27 protein-coding genes are annotated in these 23,939 nt (G+C 69.9%); 12 read left to right on the forward strand and 15 right to left on the reverse strand.

Features of this window, described 5'->3' with window-relative positions; translation table 11 throughout:
* Positions 1-39: 39 nt before the first annotated feature.
* On the forward strand, positions 40-444 hold the full coding sequence (locus PXH83_RS01405; protein ID WP_274555714.1) for a DUF3224 domain-containing protein: 405 nt from the start codon (positions 40-42) through the stop codon (positions 442-444).
* A 9-nt stretch (positions 445-453) separates the two neighbouring features.
* Here PXH83_RS01405 and PXH83_RS01410 read toward each other — a convergent pair whose 3' ends face one another.
* The 6 genes from PXH83_RS01410 to PXH83_RS01435 all read right to left on the reverse strand — a co-directional run bounded on the left by PXH83_RS01410 (position 454) and on the right by PXH83_RS01435 (position 5,904).
* Positions 454-1,137 (reverse strand): uracil-DNA glycosylase, encoded by a 684-nt coding sequence (locus PXH83_RS01410; RefSeq protein WP_274555716.1) that lies wholly within the window; start codon positions 1,135-1,137, stop codon positions 454-456.
* Positions 1,138-1,205: 68 nt separating this feature from the next.
* A complete protein-coding gene (locus tag PXH83_RS01415; protein WP_274555719.1) occupies positions 1,206-2,786 on the reverse strand; it encodes an ABC transporter substrate-binding protein in 1,581 nt (526 codons plus the stop codon).
* Between the two features lie 119 nt (positions 2,787-2,905).
* The gene (locus PXH83_RS01420; protein WP_274555721.1) at positions 2,906-3,685 is read right to left on the reverse strand and encodes an SDR family oxidoreductase; all 780 of its coding nucleotides are present in this window, start codon (positions 3,683-3,685) and stop codon (positions 2,906-2,908) included.
* A gap of 15 nt (positions 3,686-3,700) precedes the next feature.
* Complete coding sequence (fabG, locus tag PXH83_RS01425; protein ID WP_274555723.1) at positions 3,701-4,462, reverse strand: 3-oxoacyl-ACP reductase FabG; 762 nt, start codon at positions 4,460-4,462, stop codon at positions 3,701-3,703.
* A 159-nt stretch (positions 4,463-4,621) separates the two neighbouring features.
* Positions 4,622-5,008, reverse strand: a complete 387-nt coding sequence (locus PXH83_RS01430; RefSeq protein ID WP_274555725.1) for a DUF3037 domain-containing protein — start codon at positions 5,006-5,008, stop codon at positions 4,622-4,624.
* Positions 5,005-5,904, reverse strand: coding sequence for a HipA family kinase (locus PXH83_RS01435; RefSeq protein WP_274555727.1), 900 nt, complete (start codon positions 5,902-5,904; stop codon positions 5,005-5,007). Before PXH83_RS01435 ends, PXH83_RS01430 begins: the two co-directional genes overlap by 4 nt.
* A gap of 65 nt (positions 5,905-5,969) precedes the next feature.
* On the opposite strand from PXH83_RS01435, the gene PXH83_RS01440 reads away from it, so the two are divergent.
* Both PXH83_RS01440 and PXH83_RS01445 read left to right on the forward strand, forming a co-directional pair.
* Entirely contained in the window at positions 5,970-6,230 is a 261-nt protein-coding gene (locus tag PXH83_RS01440) for a hypothetical protein (protein WP_274555729.1), read from the forward strand.
* 61 nt (positions 6,231-6,291) lie between these two features.
* Positions 6,292-6,768, forward strand: a complete 477-nt coding sequence (locus PXH83_RS01445; RefSeq protein WP_274555731.1) for a Rieske (2Fe-2S) protein — start codon at positions 6,292-6,294, stop codon at positions 6,766-6,768.
* On the opposite strand, the gene PXH83_RS01450 is transcribed toward PXH83_RS01445, so the two are convergent.
* On the reverse strand, positions 6,755-7,408 hold the full coding sequence (locus PXH83_RS01450; RefSeq protein ID WP_274555734.1) for a cysteine hydrolase family protein: 654 nt from the start codon (positions 7,406-7,408) through the stop codon (positions 6,755-6,757). The two genes, PXH83_RS01445 and PXH83_RS01450, sit on opposite strands and share 14 nt — an antisense overlap.
* A gap of 134 nt (positions 7,409-7,542) precedes the next feature.
* Here PXH83_RS01450 and PXH83_RS01455 point away from each other — a divergent pair, with 134 nt between their 5' ends.
* A complete protein-coding gene (locus PXH83_RS01455; protein ID WP_274555736.1) occupies positions 7,543-8,019 on the forward strand; it encodes a pyridoxamine 5'-phosphate oxidase family protein in 477 nt (158 codons plus the stop codon).
* Positions 8,020-8,179: 160 nt separating this feature from the next.
* On the opposite strand, the gene PXH83_RS01460 is transcribed toward PXH83_RS01455, so the two are convergent.
* Positions 8,180-9,085 (reverse strand): LysR family transcriptional regulator, encoded by a 906-nt coding sequence (locus PXH83_RS01460; protein ID WP_274555738.1) that lies wholly within the window; start codon positions 9,083-9,085, stop codon positions 8,180-8,182.
* Between the two features lie 74 nt (positions 9,086-9,159).
* Between PXH83_RS01460 and PXH83_RS01465 the strand changes: the two genes are divergently transcribed.
* The gene (locus PXH83_RS01465) at positions 9,160-10,170 is read left to right on the forward strand and encodes a DMT family transporter (RefSeq protein WP_274555741.1); all 1,011 of its coding nucleotides are present in this window, start codon (positions 9,160-9,162) and stop codon (positions 10,168-10,170) included.
* Here the strand turns inward: PXH83_RS01465 and PXH83_RS01470 are convergent.
* The gene (locus tag PXH83_RS01470) at positions 10,161-11,498 is read right to left on the reverse strand and encodes an aminotransferase class I/II-fold pyridoxal phosphate-dependent enzyme (protein ID WP_274555743.1); all 1,338 of its coding nucleotides are present in this window, start codon (positions 11,496-11,498) and stop codon (positions 10,161-10,163) included. The two genes, PXH83_RS01465 and PXH83_RS01470, sit on opposite strands and share 10 nt — an antisense overlap.
* A gap of 35 nt (positions 11,499-11,533) precedes the next feature.
* On the opposite strand from PXH83_RS01470, the gene PXH83_RS01475 reads away from it, so the two are divergent.
* Positions 11,534-12,214, forward strand: coding sequence for a pyridoxamine 5'-phosphate oxidase family protein (locus PXH83_RS01475; RefSeq protein WP_274555746.1), 681 nt, complete (start codon positions 11,534-11,536; stop codon positions 12,212-12,214).
* A gap of 9 nt (positions 12,215-12,223) precedes the next feature.
* Positions 12,224-12,862: an FMN-binding negative transcriptional regulator gene (locus tag PXH83_RS01480; protein WP_274555748.1), complete on the forward strand. Its 639-nt coding sequence runs from the start codon at positions 12,224-12,226 to the stop codon at positions 12,860-12,862.
* 82 nt (positions 12,863-12,944) lie between these two features.
* On the opposite strand, the gene PXH83_RS01485 is transcribed toward PXH83_RS01480, so the two are convergent.
* From PXH83_RS01485 to PXH83_RS01495, 3 genes are all read right to left on the reverse strand, one after another.
* Positions 12,945-13,937, reverse strand: coding sequence for a DMT family transporter (locus PXH83_RS01485; RefSeq protein ID WP_274555751.1), 993 nt, complete (start codon positions 13,935-13,937; stop codon positions 12,945-12,947).
* A gap of 160 nt (positions 13,938-14,097) precedes the next feature.
* Positions 14,098-15,123, reverse strand: coding sequence for an EamA family transporter (locus PXH83_RS01490; protein WP_274555753.1), 1,026 nt, complete (start codon positions 15,121-15,123; stop codon positions 14,098-14,100).
* A 40-nt stretch (positions 15,124-15,163) separates the two neighbouring features.
* A complete protein-coding gene (locus tag PXH83_RS01495) occupies positions 15,164-15,742 on the reverse strand; it encodes a Clp protease N-terminal domain-containing protein (protein ID WP_274555756.1) in 579 nt (192 codons plus the stop codon).
* Positions 15,743-15,983: 241 nt separating this feature from the next.
* On the opposite strand from PXH83_RS01495, the gene PXH83_RS01500 reads away from it, so the two are divergent.
* Positions 15,984-16,178, forward strand: a complete 195-nt coding sequence (locus PXH83_RS01500; protein ID WP_274562987.1) for a hypothetical protein — start codon at positions 15,984-15,986, stop codon at positions 16,176-16,178.
* 75 nt (positions 16,179-16,253) lie between these two features.
* Positions 16,254-16,682: a type II toxin-antitoxin system Rv0910 family toxin gene (locus tag PXH83_RS01505; protein WP_274555758.1), complete on the forward strand. Its 429-nt coding sequence runs from the start codon at positions 16,254-16,256 to the stop codon at positions 16,680-16,682.
* A gap of 61 nt (positions 16,683-16,743) precedes the next feature.
* Here the strand turns inward: PXH83_RS01505 and PXH83_RS01510 are convergent, their stop codons facing one another.
* Positions 16,744-17,340 carry a PadR family transcriptional regulator gene (locus PXH83_RS01510; RefSeq protein ID WP_274555760.1) on the reverse strand — a complete coding sequence of 199 codons (597 nt, stop codon included), beginning with the start codon at positions 17,338-17,340 and terminating at the stop codon, positions 16,744-16,746.
* Between the two features lie 150 nt (positions 17,341-17,490).
* Between PXH83_RS01510 and PXH83_RS01515 the strand changes: the two genes are divergently transcribed.
* Positions 17,491-18,312: a PhzF family phenazine biosynthesis protein gene (locus PXH83_RS01515; RefSeq protein WP_274555762.1), complete on the forward strand. Its 822-nt coding sequence runs from the start codon at positions 17,491-17,493 to the stop codon at positions 18,310-18,312.
* A gap of 64 nt (positions 18,313-18,376) precedes the next feature.
* On the opposite strand, the gene PXH83_RS01520 is transcribed toward PXH83_RS01515, so the two are convergent.
* Entirely contained in the window at positions 18,377-19,177 is an 801-nt protein-coding gene (locus PXH83_RS01520; protein WP_274555765.1) for a CPBP family intramembrane glutamic endopeptidase, read from the reverse strand.
* Between the two features lie 161 nt (positions 19,178-19,338).
* On the opposite strand from PXH83_RS01520, the gene PXH83_RS01525 reads away from it, so the two are divergent.
* Positions 19,339-21,111: a substrate-binding domain-containing protein gene (locus PXH83_RS01525; protein WP_274555767.1), complete on the forward strand. Its 1,773-nt coding sequence runs from the start codon at positions 19,339-19,341 to the stop codon at positions 21,109-21,111.
* A gap of 49 nt (positions 21,112-21,160) precedes the next feature.
* Here the strand turns inward: PXH83_RS01525 and PXH83_RS01530 are convergent, their stop codons facing one another.
* Positions 21,161-22,669, reverse strand: coding sequence for a glutamate-cysteine ligase family protein (locus PXH83_RS01530; protein ID WP_274555769.1), 1,509 nt, complete (start codon positions 22,667-22,669; stop codon positions 21,161-21,163).
* Positions 22,670-23,152: 483 nt separating this feature from the next.
* Between PXH83_RS01530 and PXH83_RS01535 the strand changes: the two genes are divergently transcribed.
* Positions 23,153-23,776 carry a hypothetical protein gene (locus PXH83_RS01535; protein ID WP_274555772.1) on the forward strand — a complete coding sequence of 208 codons (624 nt, stop codon included), beginning with the start codon at positions 23,153-23,155 and terminating at the stop codon, positions 23,774-23,776.
* The last annotated feature ends 163 nt before the right edge of the window (positions 23,777-23,939 follow it).

The raw sequence follows: 23,939 nt of genomic DNA on the forward strand, positions 1-23,939 counted from the left end.
GCGCGAGAACAGTCGCGCCGGATCTTGAGAGGAACGTCCATGCCCACACAGGCCACCGGAACCTTCACCTTCACCGACTGGGAAGAGAAGCCGGTCAGCGGCGCGGAGGACGGCCCCAGGACGGCCGTCGCCACCGTCACCAATGCGTTCAGCGGTGTCGTCGCGGCGGCCGCGACGTCGTGCATGTACACGATCGCGTACGTCACCGCGAAGACCGGCAGCTTCTCCGGTTACGAGCTGATCAGCGGCTCGGTGGCAGGCCGCGAGGGGACGTTCGTGCTGGAGGAGCGGGGCACCTTCGACGACGCGGGCACGGTCTGCGCCTTCGAGGTGGTGCCGGGCTCGGGCACCGGCGAGCTGGCCGGGCTGAGCGGGACGGGCGGCTTCACCGCGCGGCACGGCGAGCCGGCCGTCCCGTACACCTTGACGTACGGCCTCAGCTGATCAGGGCGGTCAGCCCAGGTTGGGTACGGTCCAGTCGATCGGCTCGTGGCCCTGCGCCGCCACCGCCTCGTTGATCTGCGTGAACGGACGGGACCCGAAGAACTTCTTCGCCGACAGGGGCGACGGGTGCGCGCCCTTCACCACCGCGTGCCGCTCCTCGTCGATCAACGGCAGCTTCTTCTGGGCGTAGTTGCCCCACAGCACGAAGACCGCGGGGTCGGGCCGCGAGGCCACGGCGCGGATCACCGCGTCCGTGAACTTCTCCCACCCCTTGCCCTTGTGGGAGTTGGGCTCGCCGGCCCGCACCGTCAGTACGGCGTTGAGCAGCAGGACACCCTGCTCGGCCCACGGCATCAGATAGCCGTTGTCCGGGATCGGGGTGCCCAGCTCCGCGTTCATCTCCTTGTAGATGTTCCGCAGGGACGGCGGCACCCTGACGCCGGGCCGCACCGAGAAGCACAGGCCGTGCCCCTGGCCCTCGCCGTGGTAAGGGTCCTGGCCGAGAACCAGGACCTTCACCTTGTCGTACGGCGTCGCGTCGAGCGCGGCGAAGACCTCCTCGCGCGGAGGGTAGACCGGACCGTTCGCCCGCTCCTTCTCGACGAATTCGGTGAGCTGCTGGAAATAGGGCTTCTGCAGCTCGTCCCCGAGGACGCCGCGCCAGGATTCGGGCAGCATGTCGGTGTCGGTCACGTCAACAACCTCCGGTAGGTAATCAGTTCTTCGTCACTGAACCTACCTGCGGCCACTGACAGCCGGACCTACCAGCTGGTCTTCCGGTGCAGCTGCCACACCTGCATGATCGTCTGCGGGTCGAGGGCCCGCTCGCCGCCCGCGATGTCGGACGAGGCCGCGACGTACAGCTTGCCCTGCCACAGCGGCAGCAGGCGAACGTCCTCGAGGAAGATGTCCTGGGCACGCTTGAACTGCTTGGCCACGGCGATGCGGTCGCTCTCACGGCGTGACTGCGGCAGCAGACTGGAGGTGATCTCCGGTGTGTCGTACGGCGTGCCGACGGCGTTCTCCTTGCCGACGAACGGCGCGATGAAGTTGTCGGGGTCGGGGAAGTCGGGGGCCCAGCCACGGCCGAAGACCGGGTACTCGCCCTTCAGGTAGCCGTCCTTGAACTCTTTCCAGGGGCGGTGCTTGAGGGTGATCTTGAACAGCCCGGACGAGTTCAGCTGCCGCTTCAGCTCGGCGAACTCCTTCGCCGTGGACGATCCGTACCGGTCGGAGGTGTACCAGAAGGTCAGCGGCACGGGCTCGGTGATGCCCGCCTTGGTCAGGATCGCCTTCGCCTTCGGCACGCTCGGCTCGCCGTAGCTGTCGAAGAAGCTGGTGGCATGACCCGCGACGCCGCTCGGGACCATCGAGTAGAGGGGCTCGGCAGTGCCCTTGTAGGCCTTGTCGACGAGCGCGCCCCGGTCGACGACCTGCGCGATCGCGCGGCGTACCGCGGGATTGCGCGCGGCCGGGTCCTTGGGGTTGAACACCAGGTAGCGGATCTCCGCGCCGACGGCCTCGACGACCTGGAGCCCCTTCTCCTTCGGCTGCGACTCCAGGTCGATGACCTGCTCCGCGGTCAGACCGCGGAACGTCGCGTCGATCTCCTTGCTCTTCAGCGCCGCGACCATGACGTTGGAGTCCTGGAAGTACCGGATGGTGACGGCGTCGTTCTTCATGTCGGCGAACCCGTCGTACTTCGGGTTCTTCACGAGCTCGGCCATGCTCTCCGGCTTGTACGACTCGAGGGTGTACGGCCCTGAGCCGGTGATCTCGTCGCCCTTGCGGAGCTCGTCCTTCGGGTAGTCCGCGGGGTTCACCAGCGACATCGCGGGCGTGGCGAGGACGAACGGGAAGGTGGCGTCCGGCTTGTTCAGGCGGAAGGTGACCGTGCGGTCACCGTCGGTCTCCACCTTGTCCAGGCTGGTCAGAAGGCCGCTCGGGCCTCCATCCACATCGATCTTGATGATGCGGTCGATCGAGTACTTGACGGCCGCCGCGTCCAGCTTGGCACCGTCGGAGAAGACGAGGCCCTCGCGGAGCGTGCAGGTATAGACCTGGTTCGAGCTGTCCGCGAAGGCGCACTTCTCCGCCGCGTCCGGCTCGGGAATTGTGCTTCCCGTTGGGTAGCTCACCAGGGTCTGGAAGATGTTCCTGTAGAGCTCCCAGGAGCCATCCCAGGCCCCGGCCGGGTCGAGCGTGCTGGGCGTGCTCGTCGTACCGACAGCGAGCTTCTGCTCGGTGTCCGATTCATCACTGGAAAGCAGCCCGCATCCGCTCAGCAGGGATATGGACGCAAGGGCTGCAGCGGACTGCAGACATCTGGTCCGGTTGAACACGTGCACGCTCCTCGATCAGCCATGGGTCGGCAGACCATACCGCAGTGCCCTGTCGGGTCAACGCGTTGACCCGACAGGGCACTTGGTGTGAATACCGAGTAAATCCGGAGTAAAGCGACTCAGCCGACGCCGGCGTTCAGGAAGATACCGCCGTCCACGACGAGGGTCTGTCCCGTGATCCAGTCCGATTGGTCCGAAGTAAGGAAGGCCGCCGCTCCCCCGATGTCCTCGGGAACGCCGAGCCGTCCCAGAGGATACGCCGCCGTGACCTCGGCCTCCCGGCCCTCGTAGAGCGCAGCGGCGAATTTGGTCCTCACCACGGCCGGCGCGATGGCATTGACACGCACGAGCGGCGCGAATTCGTGCGCGAGCTGGAGGGTCAGATTCACCATCGCCGCCTTGCTCATGCCGTACGCGCCGACGAAGGGCGAGGCGGTGAGCCCGGCGACCGAGGCGATATTGACGATCGCCCCGCCGTTCTCCTTCTGCCACGCCTTCCAGGTCTGCTGCGCGAAGCCGAGCGCCGAGATCACATTCGTCTCGAAGACCTTGCGGGCGACGCCCAGGTCCAGGTCCGCGATCGGCCCGAAGACCGGGTTCGTACCGGCGTTGTTGATCAGGTAGTCGACGCGGCCGAACGCCTCCATGGTGCGCTCCACGGCGATCGCCTGGTGCGCCTCGTCATGGGCCTTGCCCGCGACGGCGATGACCCGGTCGGAGCCGAGCGCCTCGACGGCCTCCTTGAGGGCCTCCTCGCCGCGCCCGGTGATGCACACCCGGTCGCCGCGGGCGACGAGCGCCTGGGCGACGCCGTAGCCGATTCCGCGGCTTCCGCCGGTGATCAGTGCGACCTTTCCGCTGTCCTGCACTTCGGTTGCCTTGTTAGCCTCAGTAGCCATGTTCAGTCCCTCGCGTCAGTTGAGCGGGCCGCCGGCCACGTACAGGACCTGGCCGGAGACAAAGCCGGCGTCCTCGCCCGTGAAGAAGGCGATGGCGTTGGCAATGTCTTCCGGCTTGCCGACGCGCTGGACCGGGATCTGGGTGGCCGCGGCGGACTGGAAGTCCTCGAAGCCCATGCCCATGCGGGCGGCGGTCTGGGCGGTCATCTCGGTGACGATGAAGCCGGGCGCGACGGCATTGGCGGTGATGCCGAACTTGCCGAGCTCCTTGGCCAGGGTCTTGGTGAAGCCCTGGAGGCCGGCCTTGACGGCGGAGTAGTTCGCCTGGCCGCGGTTACCGAGCGCCGAGCTGCTGGAGAGGCTGACGATGCGGCCGAACTTGGCGTCCACCATGTGCTTCTGGCAGGCCTTGGACATCAGGAACGCGCCCTTGAGGTGCACGTTCATCACGGTGTCCCAGTCGGACTCGCTCATCTTGAAGAGCAGGTTGTCGCGGAGCACGCCCGCGTTGTTCACCAGGATCGTCGGCGCACCGAGCTCCGTGGCGACGCGCGCGACGGCGGCCTCGACCTGCGCACTGTCGGAGACGTCGCAGCCTACGGCGACGGCGGTGCCGCCGGCCGCGGTGATCTTCTCGACCGTGTCCTTGCAGGCCGCCTCGTCGAGGTCGAGTACGGCGACGGCGCGGCCCTCGGCCGCGAGACGTACCGCGGTGGCGGCGCCAATGCCGCGCGCCGCCCCCGTCACGATCGCGACGCGCTGCTCGGTGGTGGACATGCTGGATCTCCTCGCCCTTGGATGCGGATCGGCCAGGTGGACCGAGAGTGAGTTCTCGATCACTGAGCAACCGCTTAGTCTTCAGCAGACGTGACGCTAGAAGGCATGGCACGCGGTGTCAACGGCCCAAGGATCCGCGCAAGGTCTCAGCGGCGCATTTCAGCGCACCAGCAGGTCCAGCAGTCGCTCGACCTCCGCCTCCGGATCCGTCGTGAGCCCTGTGTGCACAGGCCCCGGCTGTACGACGGTGCTGCGCGGCGCGATCAGCCAGCGGAAGCGCCTGCCCGCGTCGTCGCCCGCCGCCTGTCCGGCCGCGTCCCCGCCGCCGCAGACGCCTTCCACGGCACGCAGGGCGGCCCGTACACCCGCGACATCCGCCTGGGGGTCCAGAGCCTTGAGCTTCGCCTCGTCCAGGTGGGTCCTGGCGGCGACGAAGGACTTGGCGCGGCAGTAGACCAGCACGCCCGCGTTGAACATTTCGCCGCGCTCCACGCGCGGCACGACGCGCACCAGCGCGTACTCGAAGACATCCCGCTGCGTGCTCACGTGCCGCCATCCCTCTTGCCTTGCTTGTCCTGCTTGACCTGCTCGCCCTGCTTGTCGCGCTTCGTCGGGTGCGGTCGTGTCCGGCGCGGGCTCAGGTGGTCCGTCAGCCAGCCCGGTGCCTGCGACGGCTTGCCCCTGGAGGGCTCGCTGAGAGTGATCCGCTCGTGGATCGTCGCGGCGCGCGGCAGCAGCGCTTCGACGTACGCGCGGCGCAGCGCGCCGGTCGTCTCGAAGCCGGGCTCGTCGACCAGCCACTCGGCCGGGACCTGCGCGGCGATCTCCGTCAGCAGCTCCTCGGTGACAAGGGGCGCCAGCTCGGCGGCAGCGGCGGCGACGTCGGGGCCGAAGGGGGCGAGTGCATGGTCGGAGGCGTTGTACGGCTTGGCCGATGCGCTCTGCGCGGTGGGCCAGTTGTGGTGCCAGATCATGGTCGCGCCGTGATCGATGAGCCACAGATCGCCATGCCAGACCAGCATGTTGGGGTTGCGCCAGGAGCGGTCGACGTTGTTGATCAGCGCGTCGAACCAGACGACCCGACCGGCCTCGACCGGGTCCACCTCGTACGCGAGCGGGTCGAAGCCGATCGATCCGGGGAGGTAGTCCATCCCCAGGTTCAGCCCGCCGCTCGCCTTGAGCAGTTCCTGGACCTCCTGGTCCGGCTCGGCGAGGCCGATCACCGGGTCGAGCTGGATGGTCACCAGCTCGGGAACGCGCAGGCCCAGCCTGCGGGCCAGTTCGCCGCAGACGACTTCGGCGACCAGGGTCTTGCGGCCCTGCCCCGCGCCGGTGAATTTCATGACGTACGTACCGAGATCGTCGGCCTCGACGATCCCCGGGAGCGAGCCGCCCTCACGCAAGGGCGTGACGTAGCGGGTCGCTGTGACTTCGGAGAGCATTTCCCCACATTACTGCCGGTCGGGTGGCCTTCTCGATCAGTTATTCGCCTGCCCGGGTGTCGCGCATGGATGTTGAGAACTTCCCGCGCCAGTTCGCCCGTACCCGCCGCTTCTCGCTGGGTGTGCCCCGCCGGTTCACCGTCCCTCGCCCGACGGGAGGCTCGTCGCATACGTCACCGGGGGGCGCCCTACGCGTCGTGAGCACCGATGGGCGGGGCGACGACCGGCTACTGCCGGGCGCGAGCCATCTGGTCACGCAGGAGGGCGTGGCGGACAGCCTGCTGCTGCTTGAGCTCGACTTCCGGAAGAAGTCGCTCGGCGCGTGAACACCACGGCGCGGCCGGCCGTACAACATCACGTAGCCAGAAGCGGAAGGGGAATGCCGGCATGACGGGATCTCAGGAGACAGGGCGGTTGCTCGGCCGCCGCACGGTCGTCGCCGCGGTGGGCGCCGCCGGAGTCGCGGCGGCGCTGACGGCGTGCGGTGGTTCGGACAGCCCCGCCGACACCGCCGTCGAGAAGCCGGCGGGCAGCGGTGGTGACGCGGGCGGGAGCGGCGCAGGTGGAAGTGATGCGGGGGCCGCGCTTGCCAAGACCAGCGACATTCCGGAGGGCGGCGGCAAGGTGTTCGCCGACCGGGGCGTGGTGATCACGCAGCCCACGGCGGGGCAGTTCAAGGCGTTCTCGTCGAAGTGCACGCATCAGGGCTGCGCGGTGAAGGACATCGCCGACGGCACCATCAACTGCCCCTGCCACGGCAGCAAGTTCGACGCGACGGACGGCAGCGTGAAGGCCGGTCCGGCCACGCAGCCGCTTCCCCCGGCCGCCATCAAGGTCGACGGGGGCTCCATCACGCTGGCCTGACCCGCCTCGGCCGGCGCTTCCAGCAGGCCAGCACCTCGTCGGTCGTCGTGATGGTGGCGACGAAGGCGAGTGTGTTGCGGATCATCGCGGGGGTGTACTCGGCGGGCACCCCCGCGATGGCGTCCGAGGGCACGACGGCTGTGTAGCCGAGGTTGACCGCGTCGAAGACGGCGTTGGGAATCGCGACATTGGCCGAGACGCCGGTGACGAGCAGGCTCCGGCAGCCGAGATTGCGCAGCAGGGCGTCGACGTCCGTGCCGGCGAGGGGCGAGAGCCCGTGCAGGCGGCGTACGACGAGATCCTCGTCCGTGACCTCGATCGGCTCGGCGATCCGGACGGCCGTCGTCCCGGTCAGCTGCTGTACGGGCAGGCGTGCGGCGGCGCGGAAGAGGCGCGCGTTGTGGCTGGCGCCGCGTCCGTCGGGACGCCGTTCCGCCACGGCGTGCAGCACCTGTACGCCGGCCTCGTGGGCACCGTCCACCAGGCGCGCGACATGATGGAGAGCGCCCGACGAGCGTGCCACTTGGGCCAGTTCGGGCAGTGCGCTGTCCCGCCCGACGACACCCTGCTGGCATTCCACGGTGAGCAGCACCGTGGTCGCGGGATCGAGCTGCTCCGCGAGCTGTTCGTACGACGGCAAGGCTCCCCCTCGGGTCTGATCCGGACCGGGCGAACGGGCGACCGGGCGCGCGAGGCTAATCGCCATTGCGTGATGAGGGAAGAGACCCCATGATTTCTGACACCTAGTCAGAAACGATGAGGGGACGATCTCGGATGACCGCCACACAGCGCAGGGGCCGCCGGATCATGATGACGGACGCCGAGCGGGACGCGTACCTCACCGAGCAGCGCACGTGCCGGGTGGCGACGGTCTCGGCGGACGGCAGCCCGCATGTCGGCGCGCTGTGGTTCGTCTGGGACGGTGGTTCGATGTGGCTGTACTCGATCACGCGCAGCCGTCGCTGGGCGCAACTGCGGAAGGACGCCCGGCTGGCCGTGGTCGTCGACGACGGGGTGGAGTACGGCGAACTGCGCGGCGTGGAGCTGTCGGGCACGGCCGAGTTCGTGGGCGAGGCTCCGCGTACGGGCGAGCCGTGCCCCGAGCTCGAAGAGGCGGAACGCCTCTTCCCGCGCAAGTACTTCGGCATGACGGAGATGCCGCACGACGGGCGGCACGCCTGGCTGCGGCTCACGCCGGACGCGGTGACTTCGTGGGACTTCCGCAAGCTCGGCTCGGCCGCAGCGGGCTGACGACCTCCACCGGCTGACGACCACCGACGCCTGACGACTCCCCCGACTGACCACTGCCCCCGGCTGACGACTGCCACTGGTTGAAGACTGCCCCCGGCTGAGGACTGCCACTGGTTGAGGACCGCAGCCGGCTGACGGGTGCCACTGTTTGAGGACGCCGCTAGCTGACGACCGCCGCGCCCGCCGCGCACAACGCGTCGACCGCCGCCCGGATCGAGGGCCGCCGGTCGGCGTCCGCGCGCCAGACGGCGTACACATGCCGTCGCATGGCGTGCCGCACCGGTACGACGCGGACCCGGTCCGGCACCGGCCCGCGCCCGAGCCGGGGCGCCACGCACACCCCGAGACCCTCGGCGATCAGCGCGAGCTGGGTGGCGTGCTCCTCGGCGACATGCGCGATACGGGGCTCGACGCCCTTGCCGCGCAGGGTGAACATCAGCCACTCGTGACAGAACTCGCCCTCCGCCCAGGTGACCCAGTCGTCGTCGGCGAACTCCTCCAGGTCCACCGCGGTCCGCCCGGCGAGGGGGTGGTCGACGTGCATGGCGACGTCGGCGGGGTCGTGCAGCAGCTCACGCTTCGCGAGCCCTTCGGGCATGGAGAGCGGCCTGTTGTACCAGTCGAGTACGACGGCCACGTCGAAGTCGCCCCGCACGACGCCCCGTACGGACTCGGCCGGCTCCATCTCCCTCAGCTTCACCCTCAGTTGCGGGTGGTCGATGCGGAGCGTGGCGAGGGCCGAGGGCAGCAGGCCGCGGGCAGCCGTGGGGAAGGCGGCGACGGCCAGATCGCCGACGACCCGGCCGCTCTGCGCCTCGATGTCGGCCTGGGCGAGCTCGACCTGGGAGAGGATGCGGGCCGCGTGGTCGGCGAGCAACCGCCCGGCGTCGGTGAGGCGGACACCGCGGCCGTTCTTGGCGAGCAGCGGCTGACCGACCTCACGCTCCAGCTTGGCCATCTGCTGGGAGACTGCGGAGGTCGTCACATGCAGACCCTCGGCGGCGCCGCTGACCGAGCCGTGCCGCGCGAGGGCGTCGAGCGTACGCAGGCGCTCCAAATTCAACATGTAAGCAATGCTAAGCGATCGGCGGAACAAAATCTCGCTTGTACTAAGAGGTCGGCTGGGCCAGGGTGAGCACCATGAGCCCCGTCACCAGACCCAGCGCCGCGCCGGCCACCACCCCTGACCTCCCGCCCGCGCCGGACGTCCCACCCGCGCCCGCCGGCCGCCGTCCCGCTCTCGACTGGCGTATCCGATTCGCGGCGCTCTCGCTCACCTGGGGCTTCAGCTTTCTGTTCATCAAGGTCGGCACGGAGGCGTACGCACCCTTCCAAGTCACCCTGGGGCGGCTCCTGTTCGGTACGGTCGTACTCGCCGTCGCGATGGCCGTGAAGCGGGTGGGGCTGCCCCGCGGCGCCCGCACCTGGGCCCATCTCGCCGTCGCCGCGTTCTTCCTCAACGCCCTGCCGTTCTCGCTCTTCGCCTACTCCGAGCTGACGATCCCCTCGACGCTCGCCGGCATCTGCAACGCCACCTCGCCGCTGTGGGGCATGGTGCTGTCGGTGGTCGCGTTCTCCGAGGACCGGCCGACCCGCCGCCGCGTCGCCGGACTCGGCATCGGCTTCATCGGCGTACTGACCGTGCTCGGCGCCTGGCAGGGCTTCTCGGGCCTGGACTTCGGCGGTACGGCGATGGCGCTGCTGGCCTCCCTCAGCTACCCGGTCGGCTGGATCTATCTGCGCCGTACGCTCGGGGGCAGCGGCCACTCCGCCCTCTCCATGACCGGCGCGCAGCTTCTTCTCGGTACCGCCCAACTCGCCGTGGTGACACCGTTGTTCACCTCCCTGCCCAGCTCGTTCCCGGTCGTTCCGCTGCTCGCGGTGGTGGCTCTCGGCGCGCTCGGGACGGGATTCGCCATGCTCGTCCAGTACAACCTGGTCGCCGAGATCGGCCCGACCACCGCCCAGATGGTCACGTACTTCGTCCCCGTCATCGCGACGGCCGCGGGCGTCACGTTGCTGGGCGAGCACCTCAGTTGGAACACCCCCGTCGGCGCACTCATCGTCCTGGCGGGAGCCGCACTCACTCAGAGCCGCGGGCGGAGCCGCAGTCGGAGCCGGAGCACCGGCACGCCGCAGCCTCAGTCGTAGCGCCTGCCCGCCGGCGTCGCGGGACCGGCCGCCGAAGCGACGGCGTCGGCGACGGCCCCGATGTCGTCCGGAGCCACGGCCGAGATGGTGAGGCGTACGCCGGGGGGCGCGGACATCCGGAACCGCGCTCCTGGCGCGACGGCCCAGCCCGCGTGCAGCAGCCTCGCCACCACTCCCGTCTCGTCCGCGACGGGCACCCACACGTTGAGGCCACTGCGCCCGTGCCCCTCGGCCCCCCGCTCCGCCAGCGCCCGTACCAGCGCGTCCCGCCGCTCGCCGTACGCACGCGAGACGGCCCGGACATCCACCGCGCCCGTCACCCACAGGTCCACGACGGCGCGTTGCAACAGGCGGCTGACCCACCCCGGTCCGAGACGCTGACGACCCATGACCCGGTCCACTGTGACCGGGTCGCCGGTCATCATGGCGAGGCGCAGATCCGGACCGTACGCCTTCGCGACGGAGCGTACGAACACCCAGTGGTCCGTCACGCCGGCGAGCGGATGCACCGGCAGATCGACGATGCAGTGCCCGTGGTCGTCCTCGATGAGCAGCGCCCCCGGATACGCCGCCAGGACCGTGCGCAACTCCTCGGCGCGCGCGGCGCTCACCGCCGCACCCGTCGGATTCTGCGCCCGGTCCGTGACCACGATCGCCCGCGCCCCTCCCCTCAGCGCCCGCTCGACCTCACCGGGCAGCGGCCCGTCGTCGTCGAGCGCGACCGGTACGGCCCGCAGCCCCAGGGCCGGGATGAGGTCGAGCAGGGCGCCCCACCCCGGGTCCTCGACGGCGACCGCGTCACCCGGCTTCAGGTGCGCCGCCAGTACGCGCTCGATCGCGTCCAGCGATCCGGAGGTGACGGCGACAGGGCCGCCCGGCACGCCGTCGGCGTCGAAAGCGGCGCGCGCGAGCCGCGCGAACTCCGGGTCGACGGGGTCCTGTCCGTACAGCACGGGACGCTCCGCGTTGTGCCGGGCCGCCGCCGCGAACGCGTCGTGCAGCGGCGGAAGCAGTGCGGGATCCGGGTTCCCCTCGCTCAGGTCGCGCACGCCCGGCGGCACGTCGACCCGGATGGAGTCGCGCGCCGTACTGGCCGGGCGGGGCCGCACCCGGCTGCCGCGGCGGCCCGACGTCTCGATCACCCCGCGCTCACGCAGGGTGCGGTACGCGGCCGCGACCGTATTGGGATTTACGCCGAGGTCGCCCGCCAACTCCCGCATGGGCGGCAGCAGTTGTCCGGGCTCCAGCTCCCCGGAACCCACCGCACGCTCCACGCTCGCGGCAATCTCCGATGCGCGCCGTCCACTGATCCGATACTCTCCTAGCACAAAGAACACTATGCACTAATACAATGGAGAACGCAATGCCGGACACCACCATGCCGGAGACCACCACCTCGTACGCGCCTTCCGAGCGCACCGTCCCGACCCGTTCCCGGGAACGGGCCTCGTACGACCGCGACCTGGTGCACGCGATCCTCGACGAGGGCTACGTCTGCCACCTCGGCTTCGTCCGCGACGGCGCCCCCGTCGTTCTCCCCACCCTCTACGGGCGCATCGGCGAGCGCCTCTACGTGCACGGCTCCACGGGCTCCCGCCCGCTGCGCATGACGGGCCAGAGCAACCCCGGCCTCGCCGTCTGCCTCACGGTCACCCACGTCGACGGCCTGGTCCTGGCCCGCTCGGCCTTCCACCACTCCATCAACTACCGGTCCGTGGTGGTCCACGGCATCGCTCACCAGGTCGTCGACGAGGAGGAGCGGCGCACGGCGCTCGACGCACTCGTCGACCATGTCGTCCCCGGCCGCTCCTACGACTCGCGCGCGGCCAACGCCAAGGAGCTCGCCGCGACTGCTGTGATCCGCCTCGACCTGGAGGAGGTCTCCGCCAAGGTCCGAACCGGCGGCCCCAACGACGAGCCCGAGGACGCCTCGCTGCCCCACTGGACGGGCGTGGTCCCGCTCGTCCGCGGATACGGAGCCCCGATTCCGGCGGACGACCTGGACCCGGCCGTCGTCCTCCCCGACTACCTCACCACCCTCTGAGGAGTTCCCGTGCTGATCCACCCCTGGGACGCGCCGCAGAGCGACGGCGAGTGGCAGCAGTGGCTCGCCACCCACGACTTCGGCCAGCTGGCGGTCAACGGGCTGCCGGACGAGGCGCCGTACGTCCAGCCCACACACTTCGTGTACGACGCCGAACGCGGCCGGTACGGCGAGGTCCTCACCCACCTGGCCCGCCCGAACCCGCTGTGGAAGGCCGTCGAGGCCGATCCGCACGTCCTGCTGAGCGTCGTGGACGACTACGCGTACATACCCGGCCCCTGGCAGGCACCGACGGACACCCCTCCCGAGCACGGCGTGCCCACCAGCTTCTACGCCGCCGTACAACTGCGCTGCACGGCACACGTCGTGGACGACCCGGCGGAGAAGGCCGACCTGCTGAACCGCCAGGTCGGCCACTTCCAGCCGGAGGGCGGTTCGGCGGCCGCCGGAGTCGGCGAGGCACCGTACGGCCGCATGCTGTCGGGCATTCGCGGCCTGCGCCTCGAAGTGACGGAAATCCGGGCCAAGTTCAAGTACGGCAGCCACAAACCGGAGGATGTCCAGGACCGAACGGCAGCGGGCCTGGCCGGGCGCGGAGCCCCGCACGACGCAGCGGCCCACACCCACCACCTGCGCCGCCGCACGTAGACACGTACTTTCCCCGTATGGGAGGGGGCGGGGTGGAAAGAACCCCCGCCTCCTCCCATCGGAACCACCTACGTGGAACCACCTACGCGAGAACCGCCGCCGCCCGACGGCCGACCGCCGCAATCCGCGCCTCGGCAACCGCAAGTCCCGCCACCGCCGCAAGCAGCAGCAACGTCCCCACCACCGTGGCCACCGTCAGCCGCTCCCCCAGCAGGGCAACCGCGATGACCGCCGCGCTCACCGGCTCCAGAAGCATGATGACCGAGACGGTTGCCGACCGAATGACGGCCGCTCCCGCGAAGTACAGGGCGTACGCAAGCGCCGTAGGCACCGCCGCCACGTACACCAGTAGCCACACCACCCTCGCAAGTTCCGCGCTGTGCGGCAGCAGCCCTTCGGCGACCGCGAGCGGCAGCATCCCGACCGACCCCACACCGAAGGCCCACGCGGTCGTCGAGATCGGATCGCCTCCGCCACCGTCACGCCCCAACCACCGCGTCAGCAGAGTGATGGCTGCGTACCCCGCCGCCGAAAGCAGCGCGAGGGCGATGCCCGCAGGGCGTACGGTCCCGCTGTCGTTCCCCAGCACCAGCACGCCGAGACCGACGAGCGCGCCGGTCACGGTCACGATGCCGCCGCGCCCCAGCCGCTCCCCCATGGTCAGCCACGCACCGAGCGCGATCAGGACAGGCCCGGCCCCCAGGGTGACGACGGTGCCGACCGCGAGCCCTGTCGCCTGGACAGCCGCGAAGTAGGCGCTCTGGAAGACGGTGAGCCCGATGCCGGTGACGAGGATGCGCGCAACCCGCCGCCTGCGCGGCTCGGGCGCTGCGGACATGGCGGACACGGCGGCCGCCGTACGCCGTCGGCGCCGCCGCACCGCACAAGCGGGCAACAGCAACAGAAGCCCACCGGCGCAACGCCAGAAGGACAGCGACAGGGGACCGAGATCGCTGATGAGGAACACCATGGAGGCAGCCGCCCCTGCGGTGCCCCAGGCAACTCCGGCAAAGATCAGATAGAGCAGGCCGCGCCCGGTGGGCAGGCCGGTGGGCACAAAAGAATGATCCGACACGTGACTTCTCCGCGTGAAGACGGGACTGGTGGTCGCTCGGCTCCGCACGCGGGCAGCGACGAACCGCTCGGGGACTGCCCGAGCCCGGTCTTCGTCTTCGGCAAGCCGCCCGCGTTACGCGGCAGGAGGCGGAAGCACAGTCATTGGCATGGGCGTGACCCTACGGCGCGGTCCGCCCGGCGGACAACTTTCCGTCCGCGTCCGGGAGATCAGTCGCACCGGCGGACTCACCGGCAACCGGCCGACTCGGACCCTTGGGTCCCGTGGGCTCCTTCGGCGCCTTGGGCGCGGACGACTGAGCGATAAAAGCGCCGATGAGCACCACCGCCCCACCGAGAATCTGCGGCGCCGAAAGATGCTCGCGGAGCAGTACCCACGCAAGTACGGTCGCGATGACCGCCTCCAGGCAGGCGACTACGCCCGCCACCTGCGGCGACAGCCTCCGTACGGACACCACCCCGGTGACGTACGCGACGACGGTGGCGATCAGCACGATCCAGCCCAGCAGCAGCGCGGCCGGCACCTCGGTCCCGCCCATGTCCGCGCTTCCGGCGAGCAGCGACCAGTCCATGCCCCACGGCCGCGCGACGACGGTGAGCACGGCGGCGCCGATGAGCAGTCCGTACGCGATGACGCCGAGCGGATCAGCCGCGTCCTCGCCGGAGCTGCCCTGGTCGGACAGGACGAAATAGCCGACCTGGCAGCAGGCCGCGCCGAGCGCGAGCAGCAGGCCGAGGGCGTCGAAGCTCAGCCCGGCCCAGACCTCGACGACGCACGCGAGGCCGCCGACCGCCAGGACAACGCCGACGGCCGCGGCGCGCGTCACCGGCCTGCGCTGCACGAAACGCACCCACCCCAGCACCAGCGCCGGGGCGAGGTATTCGACGAGCAGGGCGACGCCGACCGGGATCCGGGATATGGAGGCGAAGTAGAAAGCCTGCACGCCGGCGACCGCGAGGAGGCCGAACCCGGCCAGCAGGGCCGGCTTACGGCGCAGCAGCGTACGGTGGCGCCAGGCCACGGGCAGCATGACGAGGGCGGCACCGGTCACCCGGAGCCACACCACGTGCAGCGGGTCGAGCCCCGCTTCGATCAGCGGCTTGGCCGCTACACCTGAACCACCGAATGCGAACGCCGACGCCAGGGCAAGTCCCAGGCCGGCGCTCTTTCCCTGAGACGCGTGCATCGGCACATCATGCCAGTTGCCGTCAGGAGCGACACCCCTGTCACACCTGTCGAGATTCGTCCTGCAGGCGCCCGGCCAGCGACTCCGTGTCCACCCCTGCCCGCTGGAGCACCTCGACCGCCCGGCAGTCCCGGTCCGCGGCGAGAACGGCGAGGAGATCGAGCCCGCAGGCACGCTGATCACCGCGCGACGCAGCGCGCTCCAGGGCGCCTTCCATGGCGCTGACGGCGGCAGGCGACCATCCGGCCACACCCGCCGTACCCGCCGCCTCACACATCACCGGCACCGCGCCGGAGTCCTCCACCGTCCCCTGCCAGCGCAGCCCGTAGCCGATGCTGCGCTGGACGAGATAGCCGAGCACCCTGGCGACCTGCGGGGCGCCGTCGAACGCGGCCCTGACGGCGGGGTCGGTCTCGATCACCGAGTGCAGCAGATGCGCCGTGTCGATCTGCCGGTCGCCGTCCCGCAAGGCCCGTCGGCGCGCGCCCGCGACCACCGAGGCGAGCTCCGCGGTGAGCCTCGCTTCGATTTCAGCACGGACGTCTGCACGGAGGTCTGCACGGCTGTCCGGTCGGTTCACGGCAGGCTGCTGGGGAACCCGCGGGGTACGGCTTTGCACACTCCCACCCCATCAGGCACCGGCGGCTGAAACATCCCCGTGGGGAAGCATTCGCGCATCCCACCGGAGTTGGGCAACCCCGCCCGGACCCTCCTCCTTGCGGATGAGATCCGGATTTTCTCCCCCAGGGGCGCGCGCCGCCTTGCCCTGCGCCCCACGCGCAACCACGGCTCCCCTCAACCTCGTCCCCTCCGGACAACGCCACGCGCCCCTCGGAGCCGGGAGAGGAGCCCCATCGCCCATGCCCATGCCCATGCCCATGCGCTGGATGGTCGCCCTCCTCGCCCTGGACGGGCGGCAGTACGTGTACCGGGTGTACGCGCCGTTCGACGCCCTGCTCGCGGATGTCTTCTGGGCGGCCTTCCACTGCCACGACGAGAGCCCGTATCCGCGCGCGTCAGACGCCTTCGACTCCGCCGAGATCTGGCAGAGCTGACAGTTCATCAGTATTGAATGTTCCGCCCCTTACGGCTACGTTCCGCGACACGAGCCGACGAAAAGGGGTGGTCGCATGGCCGAAGCCAGCGCGGAAGCACGCATCGGGGCACCGGCCGAGAAGATCTGGGCGCAGCTGACGGACTTCGCGGCGTACGGCCAGTGGAACGTCACCCACACCAGCTTCCCCAAGGGCGGCCCCGCGGTGCTAGAGGTCTCGGCGACGTACGAGGAGAACATGAAGCTCATGGGCTTCCCCGCCGAGGTGACCTGGACGGTCGAGGAGCTGGAGCCGGCCCGGCTGCTCGCCACCAAGGGCAAAGGCCCGATGGGCGTCAACCTCGCCATGCGCTACTCGCTGACTCCCGACGGCGACGCGACCCGGGTCCGTATCGACGGCGAGTTCACCGGCGCCGCCGTATCGCTGATGGCGGGCAAGCTCAAGGACTCGGCGGGCGCGGCCCTGACCGAGTCGCTGCGCAAACTCGGCGGCCTGGTCACCTGACCGCACGACGGCGGCGCCCCGCGGACGATGCCCGCGGGGCGCCGCCGGGCAATTAGCCGGCTCAGTGTTCGTCGGCAAGGATGAGATAGAGCTTCTTGCGGGACTCGTTGATGACCGCGATCGCCTTCTGCCGCTGCTCGGCGGAGCCGGTCTTCCAGACCTGGCCGAACGCCTCCATCAGGCCGAAACCGGCCTGCCGGATCTCGTTCATCATCTCCCAGTCGACGCCGCGCCCCTCCTCCTCCCACGGAGCCTGTGGCCCCCCTTCGGCCTCGGCGCGCCCGGCGTCGGTGAGCGTGAACAGCTTCTTGCCGCCCTCGCTCTCGCTGACGATCAGGCCTTCGTCCTCCAGCAGCTGGAGCGTCGGGTAGACCGAACCGGGGCTGGGCCGCCAGGCCCCGCCGCTGCGCTCGCCGATCTCCTGGATCATCTCGTAACCGTGCATGGGCCGGTCCGTCAGCAGCGCCAGGATCGACGCGCGTACGTCGCCGCGCCTCGCCCTGCCCCGGGGCCCGCCCCGACCACGCCCGCCACCACCGCCGGCACCCCACGGCCCGCCGAACGGCGGCCCGAACGGGCCGAAGGCGGCACGCCGCCCCTCCGAGTCACCCCGACCGCGATGGCCGGGCCCGCAGTCCCCATGTCCATGTGAACGCATCGCTACGCTCCTTCCATCGCTGATCTGTCGCGATGCGTCAACGATATATCGGAATGGCTCGTCCGACAAGAGTCGACAGGAGTCAAATGAGGCCAGCCACCCACAATTGGCCTTGGCCTGCGGCTTTGCTCCGCCTCTACGTTCAGGGTCATGCGGATTCGAATCGTCGACGCCTTCACCGACCGCCCCTTCGCCGGCAACGCGGCCGGAGTCCTGCTGCTGGACGCCGACTCCTTCCCCGACGACACATGGCTCCAGCAGGTGGCCACCGAGGTGAACCACCCGGAGACCGCCTATGCGCACCCGCTCCCGCCCGGCGGCGAAGCCGACTGGGCGCTGCGCTGGTTCACCCCGGCCACCGAGGTCGACATGTGCGGCCACGCCACCCTGGCCACGGCACACGTCCTGAACACCACGGGCACCGCGACCGGCACCGTGCGCTTCGCGGCGCGCTGCGGCATCCTCATCACCACCGCGCACGAGAACGGCACCATCACGATGGACTTCCCGACCGCGCCGCTCACCCCGGTGGCGGTCCCCGACGGCATCTCCGAAGCCCTCGGCGCACAGGTCCTCTCCGCCCACGACACAGGACCGCACATCGGTGACCTGGTCGTCGAACTGGCCGACGAGCGGACGGTACGCGCGCTCACTCCCGACTTCGCCGCTCTCGTGGCCCACTCCAAGCGCGGCATCATCGCCACGGCCGCCGCCGAAGTTCCCTCCCTCGGCTACGACTTCGTGTCGCGCGGCTTCTTCCCGCGGGTCGGCATCGACGAGGACGCGGTGACCGGCAGCGCGCACACGGCCCTGGCCCCGTTCTGGTCGGCCCGGCTCGGCCGCGACGAGCTGACGGGCCTCCAGGCGTCGGCCCGCTCCGGCCTGGTCCGTACATCACTGCGCGGCGAGCGCACCCTGCTGACCGGCCGCGCCGTCACCGTCATCGACGGCGAGCTGCTCGCCGCCCCCTGACAGCACGAATGACAGCACGGATGGGAGCGTACGGAAACCTCCGCACGCCCCCGTCCGTGCTTCCTCAAGGCGTCGGCAGCCAGCCGACATGCCCGGCCAGCAGCGCGTATCCGACGAACGCCCCGACATCGAGCAGCGTATGGGCCACGATGAGCGGCCCGACCCGCCCCCAGCGCCGGTACAGCAGTACGAAGACCACGCCCATCACCACATTGCCGATGAAGCCGCCGATCCCCTGATACAGGTGGTACGAGCCGCGCAGCACCGAACTCGCCATCAGCGCGGCCGTCGGCGACCACCCCAATTGCCCGAGTCTGCGCAGCAGATACCCGACGACGATCACTTCCTCCAGTACGGAGTTCTGCATCGCCGAGAGGATCAGTACGGGGAACTTCCACCACACCGCGGGCAGCGACTCCGGCACCACCGTGAGGTTGAACCCCACCGCGACGGCGACCAGATAGAAGGCGAGCCCGGCGCTGCCGATGCCCGCCGCGACCAGCGCCCCCCGCCCCAGGTCCGGCCACGGCCGTGTCCGGTCGAATCCGATCGCGCGAAGCCCCGCCCCCTCTCGCATCAGCAGGTACGCGACCAGCGCGACAGGCACCAGCGCCGAGGTGATCCCGAAGAGCTGCCAGGCGAGATCGAGCCACGGCCGCCCGGGAGCGTACGACGCATTGAGCCGCGCGGCCTGGTCCTTGAGATCGCCCGGCCTCGTCACTGCTCCGACGAACCTGATCAGGGACGAAAGCCCGCTCGCGCCCAGCGAGAGCGCGAGCACGATCAGGACTTCGGCCCGGAAAATCCCACGTGTCAGTCCCTGCCCCGGTTGAGAATCGGCCACCAGCCCCGCCTCCACCTGCACACCAGCCTCCAGTTGAGCATTCCCGCCTCATCCCCGACACGGCCCCGCTAGGGTCTCGAATGCAGGTACGAAGATCGCGCGCGACAGGCCGGGGGACGAACGCCAACCGATGGCGCGGTCCCCTTTTCCTTGTTCGAGATTCGAGGAGGGGCACCACTTCCATGGGACGTCACAGCTTGCCCGACGACGCCGCGACGGACGGAACCAGGTCCCGCCCACCCGTACACCGTCGCACGGTCGCCATCGCCACCATGCTCGTCCTGAGCGTGGCTGCGGGCACCGCGGTCGCGGTGCAGGGCGGCCTCCTGTCCTTCTCCGGCTCCTGCGCCGACTCGGCCGTACGGCTGAAGGTGGTCGCATCCCCCGATGCCGCCCCCGCCGTACGCGCGGCCGCCCAGTACGCCCGCGACGAGGAGGTCACCTCCGACGGGCGGTGCCTCGACGTGGCCGTCGTCGCCCGCGACGCGTACAAGGTCGCCGACGCCGTCACCGCCGGTACGGCCGAGCCCGACTACCAGGTGTGGATTCCGGATTCCGATCTGTGGGTCCAGCGCGCAGAGAGCTCCGGCGACGGATCACCCCTCACGTCGGTCGGCAATGTCGCCTCGTCGCCGGTCGCCCTGGCCATGGTTCCGTCGGCGGCCAAGTCGCTGGGCTGGCCGAGGAAGACGTACACCTGGGCCGAGATGTCGGCCGCCGCGACCGAGAAGGACACCTTGCGCCTCGGAGCGGCGGACCCCGCCCGCAGCGCCACCGGTCTCCTCGCGCTCACCAGCATCGGCCGGTCGGCGCACAAGAAGTCCCCGGAGGGCGATACGAAGGTCGCGGCCACCGCCAAACTGCTCTCGCAGCGCATATCGGACACCGACGCCCAGGTTCTCCAGACACTGGCCCAGGACGACTCCGGTACGGAGAAGGGCAACCCCCGCCGCAACCAGGCCGTACTCCTCTCGGAGCAGGCGGCCTTCGCGCACAACACCGCCGGCGGCAGCCCCGGCCTCGAACTCTTCTACCCGAAGGACGGAGCGCCGCAGCTCGACTACCCGTACACGCTGGTCAATGAGCCCGAGCTGTCCACCGACCAGAGCCGGGCGGCTCTGCGTTTCATGACCCTGCTGGGCGAGCCGGAGAGCCGCAAGTTCCTCGTCGACCGAGGCTTCCGTATGCCCGACAAGCCCGTGTCCGAAGGCGTTGTACGGGTGGCGGGCGGCCGCGCGCCCCAGCCGTACGCCCTGGCCACGACCGAGCCGCCGTCCCAGAAGGACATCGAGGAAACGCTCGGCATGTGGACCATCACCGTGCAGAGCGCCCGGCTGACGACGGTGGTCGACGCCTCGGGTTCGATGGCCACGGCCGTGCCCGGTCGCGGCAGCCAGTCGCGCATGGATGTCACCAAGGCATCACTGCTCCAGGCCCTCTCCCAGTTCACGCCCGAGGACGAGATCGGTCTGTGGGACTTCGCCACGAACCTCGACGGTGACCGCGACTACCGCAAGAAGGTTCCGACCACCCGGCTCGGCGACCCCGCGTCCGGCGGCGGCACTCACCGCGACAAGATCTCGGCGGCCTTCTCCGCGCTGGCCCCTGTGCCGGGCGGTGCGACGGGCCTGTACGACACCACTCTGGCCGCGTACAAGGACGCCAAGGCCAACTACGCGAGCGGCAAGTTCAACGCCGTCGTCATCCTCACCGACGGCTCGAACCAGGACGCGGTCAGCATCTCGCGCAGCGCCCTGATCGCCGAACTGAAGCGGATCGCGGACCCGCAGCGGCCGGTCCCACTGATCGCCATCGCGGTGGGCCCCGACGCCGACAGGGAGGAGATCGAACAGATCGCCACCGTGACGGGCGGTGGCGGTTACCAGGTCAGTGACCCGGCCGAGATCCACGCCGTAATCCTCAAGGCGATCATGGAGGCGGGCCAGGGCGGCTGAGCGCCGCGTCCGCCGCGATCACCCCGATCCGCCGCCATCACCCGGCTTCTCACCCGGGAGCCGGGAACCCCACCGGCCAGGTGTGCACCGGCTCGCCCTCGTGCATCAGCTCGCTGTAGCGGCGGGTGGTGGCCGCCAGCGCCGCCTCGCGCTCCAGACCGGCGTCCAGGGCCCTGTGGTACGTGTCCACCTGCCAGGACGCCCCGTTGACGCGCCGCCTGCACCGCTGCTCGATGACCCCGAGGTAGAGGTCGCGGTCCGCGGGCTCGATACCCCAGGCGTCGAGCCCCGCCGCGGCCAGCGGGAGCAGTTCGTCCCGTACGAGCTTCACAGCCGGCACCCGCGTCGTGCCGCTCCCCCGGCCCGGCTTCGGCCAGACGATCTCGGCGTCGATGCCGTCGCGGCAGGCGGCGTCGAAGTTCGCGGCCGCGACCTCGAAGGGCAGCCGCGTCCACACGGGACGCGCGTCCTCGGCGAGGGCCCGGACCAGGCCGTAGTAGAAGGCGGCGTTGGCGACCACATCCGTCACCGTGGGCCCCGCCGGCAGCACCCTGTTCTCGACGCGCAGATGCGGTACGCCGTCGGCCAGCCCGTAAACGGGCCGATTCCAGCGGTAGACCGTACCGTTGTGCAGAACGAGTTCCTGCAGACGCGGTACCCCGCCGTCGTCGAGCACGAGCAGTGGGTCTTCCTCGTCGCATATCGGCAGGAGGGCGGGGAAGTAGCGCAGGTTTTCCTCGAAGAGTTCGTACGCCGAACCGACCCACCTTTCGCCGAACCACGTCCTGGGCCGCACGCCTTGGGCCTGCAGCTCGGGCGGCCGGGTGTCGGTGGCCTGCTGGAACAGCGGCGGCCTCGACTCGCGCCACAGCTCACGGCCGAAGAGGAACGGCGAGTTGGCGCCCACAGCGATCTGCGCGGCGGCAACCGCCTGCGCCGCATTCCATACGTCCGCGAACCGGGCCGGTGTGACCTGGAGGTGCAACTGCACGGAGGTACAGGCCGCTTCGGGCGCGATGGAGGCAAAGGAGCAGGTCAGCCGCTCCACCCCGTCGATGTCGAGCATGAAGTCCTCGCCGCGCGCCGCGACGATCTGATCGTTGAGCAGCTGGTAGCGGTCGACGTCGGAGAGGTTCGCCGAGACCAGGTCGTGGCGGCCGAGCGTCGGCAGAATTCCGATCATCACGATGCCCGCGTCGACCTCGTTGGCTTTTCTGTGGGCATATGCGAGGCCGGTACGCAGTTCCTCGGCGAGCTGGTCGAGAACGCGGCCTCCCAACCGGTGCGGAACAATATTTACTTCCAGATTGAACATACCGAGTTCGGTCTGGAAATCACGGCTGGCGATCCGCTCAAGGACCTCCGCGTTCATCATCTTCGGCGTACCGTCGGGCCCGGCGAGATTGAGCTCGATCTCCAGCCCCATGAGGTTCTTGGGACGGTCGAATCGCTTCTCCTCCAGCAGCCGCCCCAGACCCTCCAGACACTGCTGGAGTTTCCTGCGGTACCTCTGCCGATCCGACAGATCGAAGCCGCCCGCCACGACCTTCTCCCCCATCGAAGCGTCCCTCCTCGAGTGGGCGGCCCACAGCATCGGGCTCTCATGTCACGGTCGATGATGCCCAGACGGGCTGATCAATAACGCCCCGCAGTCACCGAGTACCGGGTACGCTCGATGCGGTGTCCCGGCGGCACATTCACTCGGCATGAAGCAAAAAGCAGTTTCCACCGGTGGCTGCTCGTGAAAAATGCCGATGAGTTTCGGCCTACCGCTGCCGCTCGGACTTTCGAGGCCACGGGCCTGCGCTCCCGGAGAATTGGGAGATTCTCCGCAGGATAAGAGCCGAATACCGCCTTGCCCGCAATGCGCACGTCGGCTAGCAGAAACACCGTGTGAACACGTATCGTATAAACTCCGTGAACGAGGCAGAGAGTTGGCGCCCGGCCATCGCCCCAAGGCCCCCCTCTGGCCCCGCACGCAGACAGCGCCGTCCGCACTGCCCACGCTCCAACGTGTCTCCCAAGTGAGAGGCGACCCACCATGCCGCTGCATGTCCCCCCGGCCCCCGCGCCCGCCCTGCGCAGCGTCCTCGCGGCACTCGGTTCCCCCACCGCCGTCCGCGAGGCCCGTCCCCCGGCCCTCCGCGCGGCACAGGGACCGCTCAGCCCCGAACTCCCGCTCCCTGTGCACGTACTGGACCGGATCATCCCGTCCGGCCGCCCGCCACGCACCCGGCTGACCGGCTGGCGATTCCTGATCCGCAACGGCGACCGCACCGTGGCCGCGGCGGACACCATGCTCACACCCGACGGCTGGGCCTTCGCGCACTTCTGCGAAGGCCCTTACATCGCATCCAGCGAGCGCGCGCTGCATCAGGCGGAGACAATGACGACGACGACCCGGTACCAGCCGCGCCTGCTGTCCGTACCGGAGCTGTACATGCTCACGCTGTGGCTGCACGAGGAACCGAACCCCGAGGCCGACGCCGCCGACGGCATGCCCCTTCCGACGGACCTCCTGGTGCCGCTGGCCCCTGCACCCCCCGGCATCGCATCCCATCGCCCACACCGCGCCGCCGACCTGCTGCCCGTACTGACGCACCGACTCACGCCCTCTCCCCCTCCTGCCGTCCCGGCCACCCCGCTCCTCGGCCAGCCCGCCTGACAACTCGGCCCAACAGCGCCCCACGGTGCGCTTTCCGCCCCCTGTGCCCCGTGCCCGCTCCGGTCACGGGGCACAGTGACGCCGGCGCCACCCCCCATCCGGACTAGTCCGTACCGGCCACTCCGAACCACCCGAAGAGAGACCCCAGTTGACGTGAACCGTC

Origin of the sequence: Streptomyces spiramyceticus (assembly GCF_028807635.1) — a bacterium.
GTDB classification, from domain to species: Bacteria; Actinomycetota; Actinomycetes; order Streptomycetales; family Streptomycetaceae; genus Streptomyces; species Streptomyces spiramyceticus.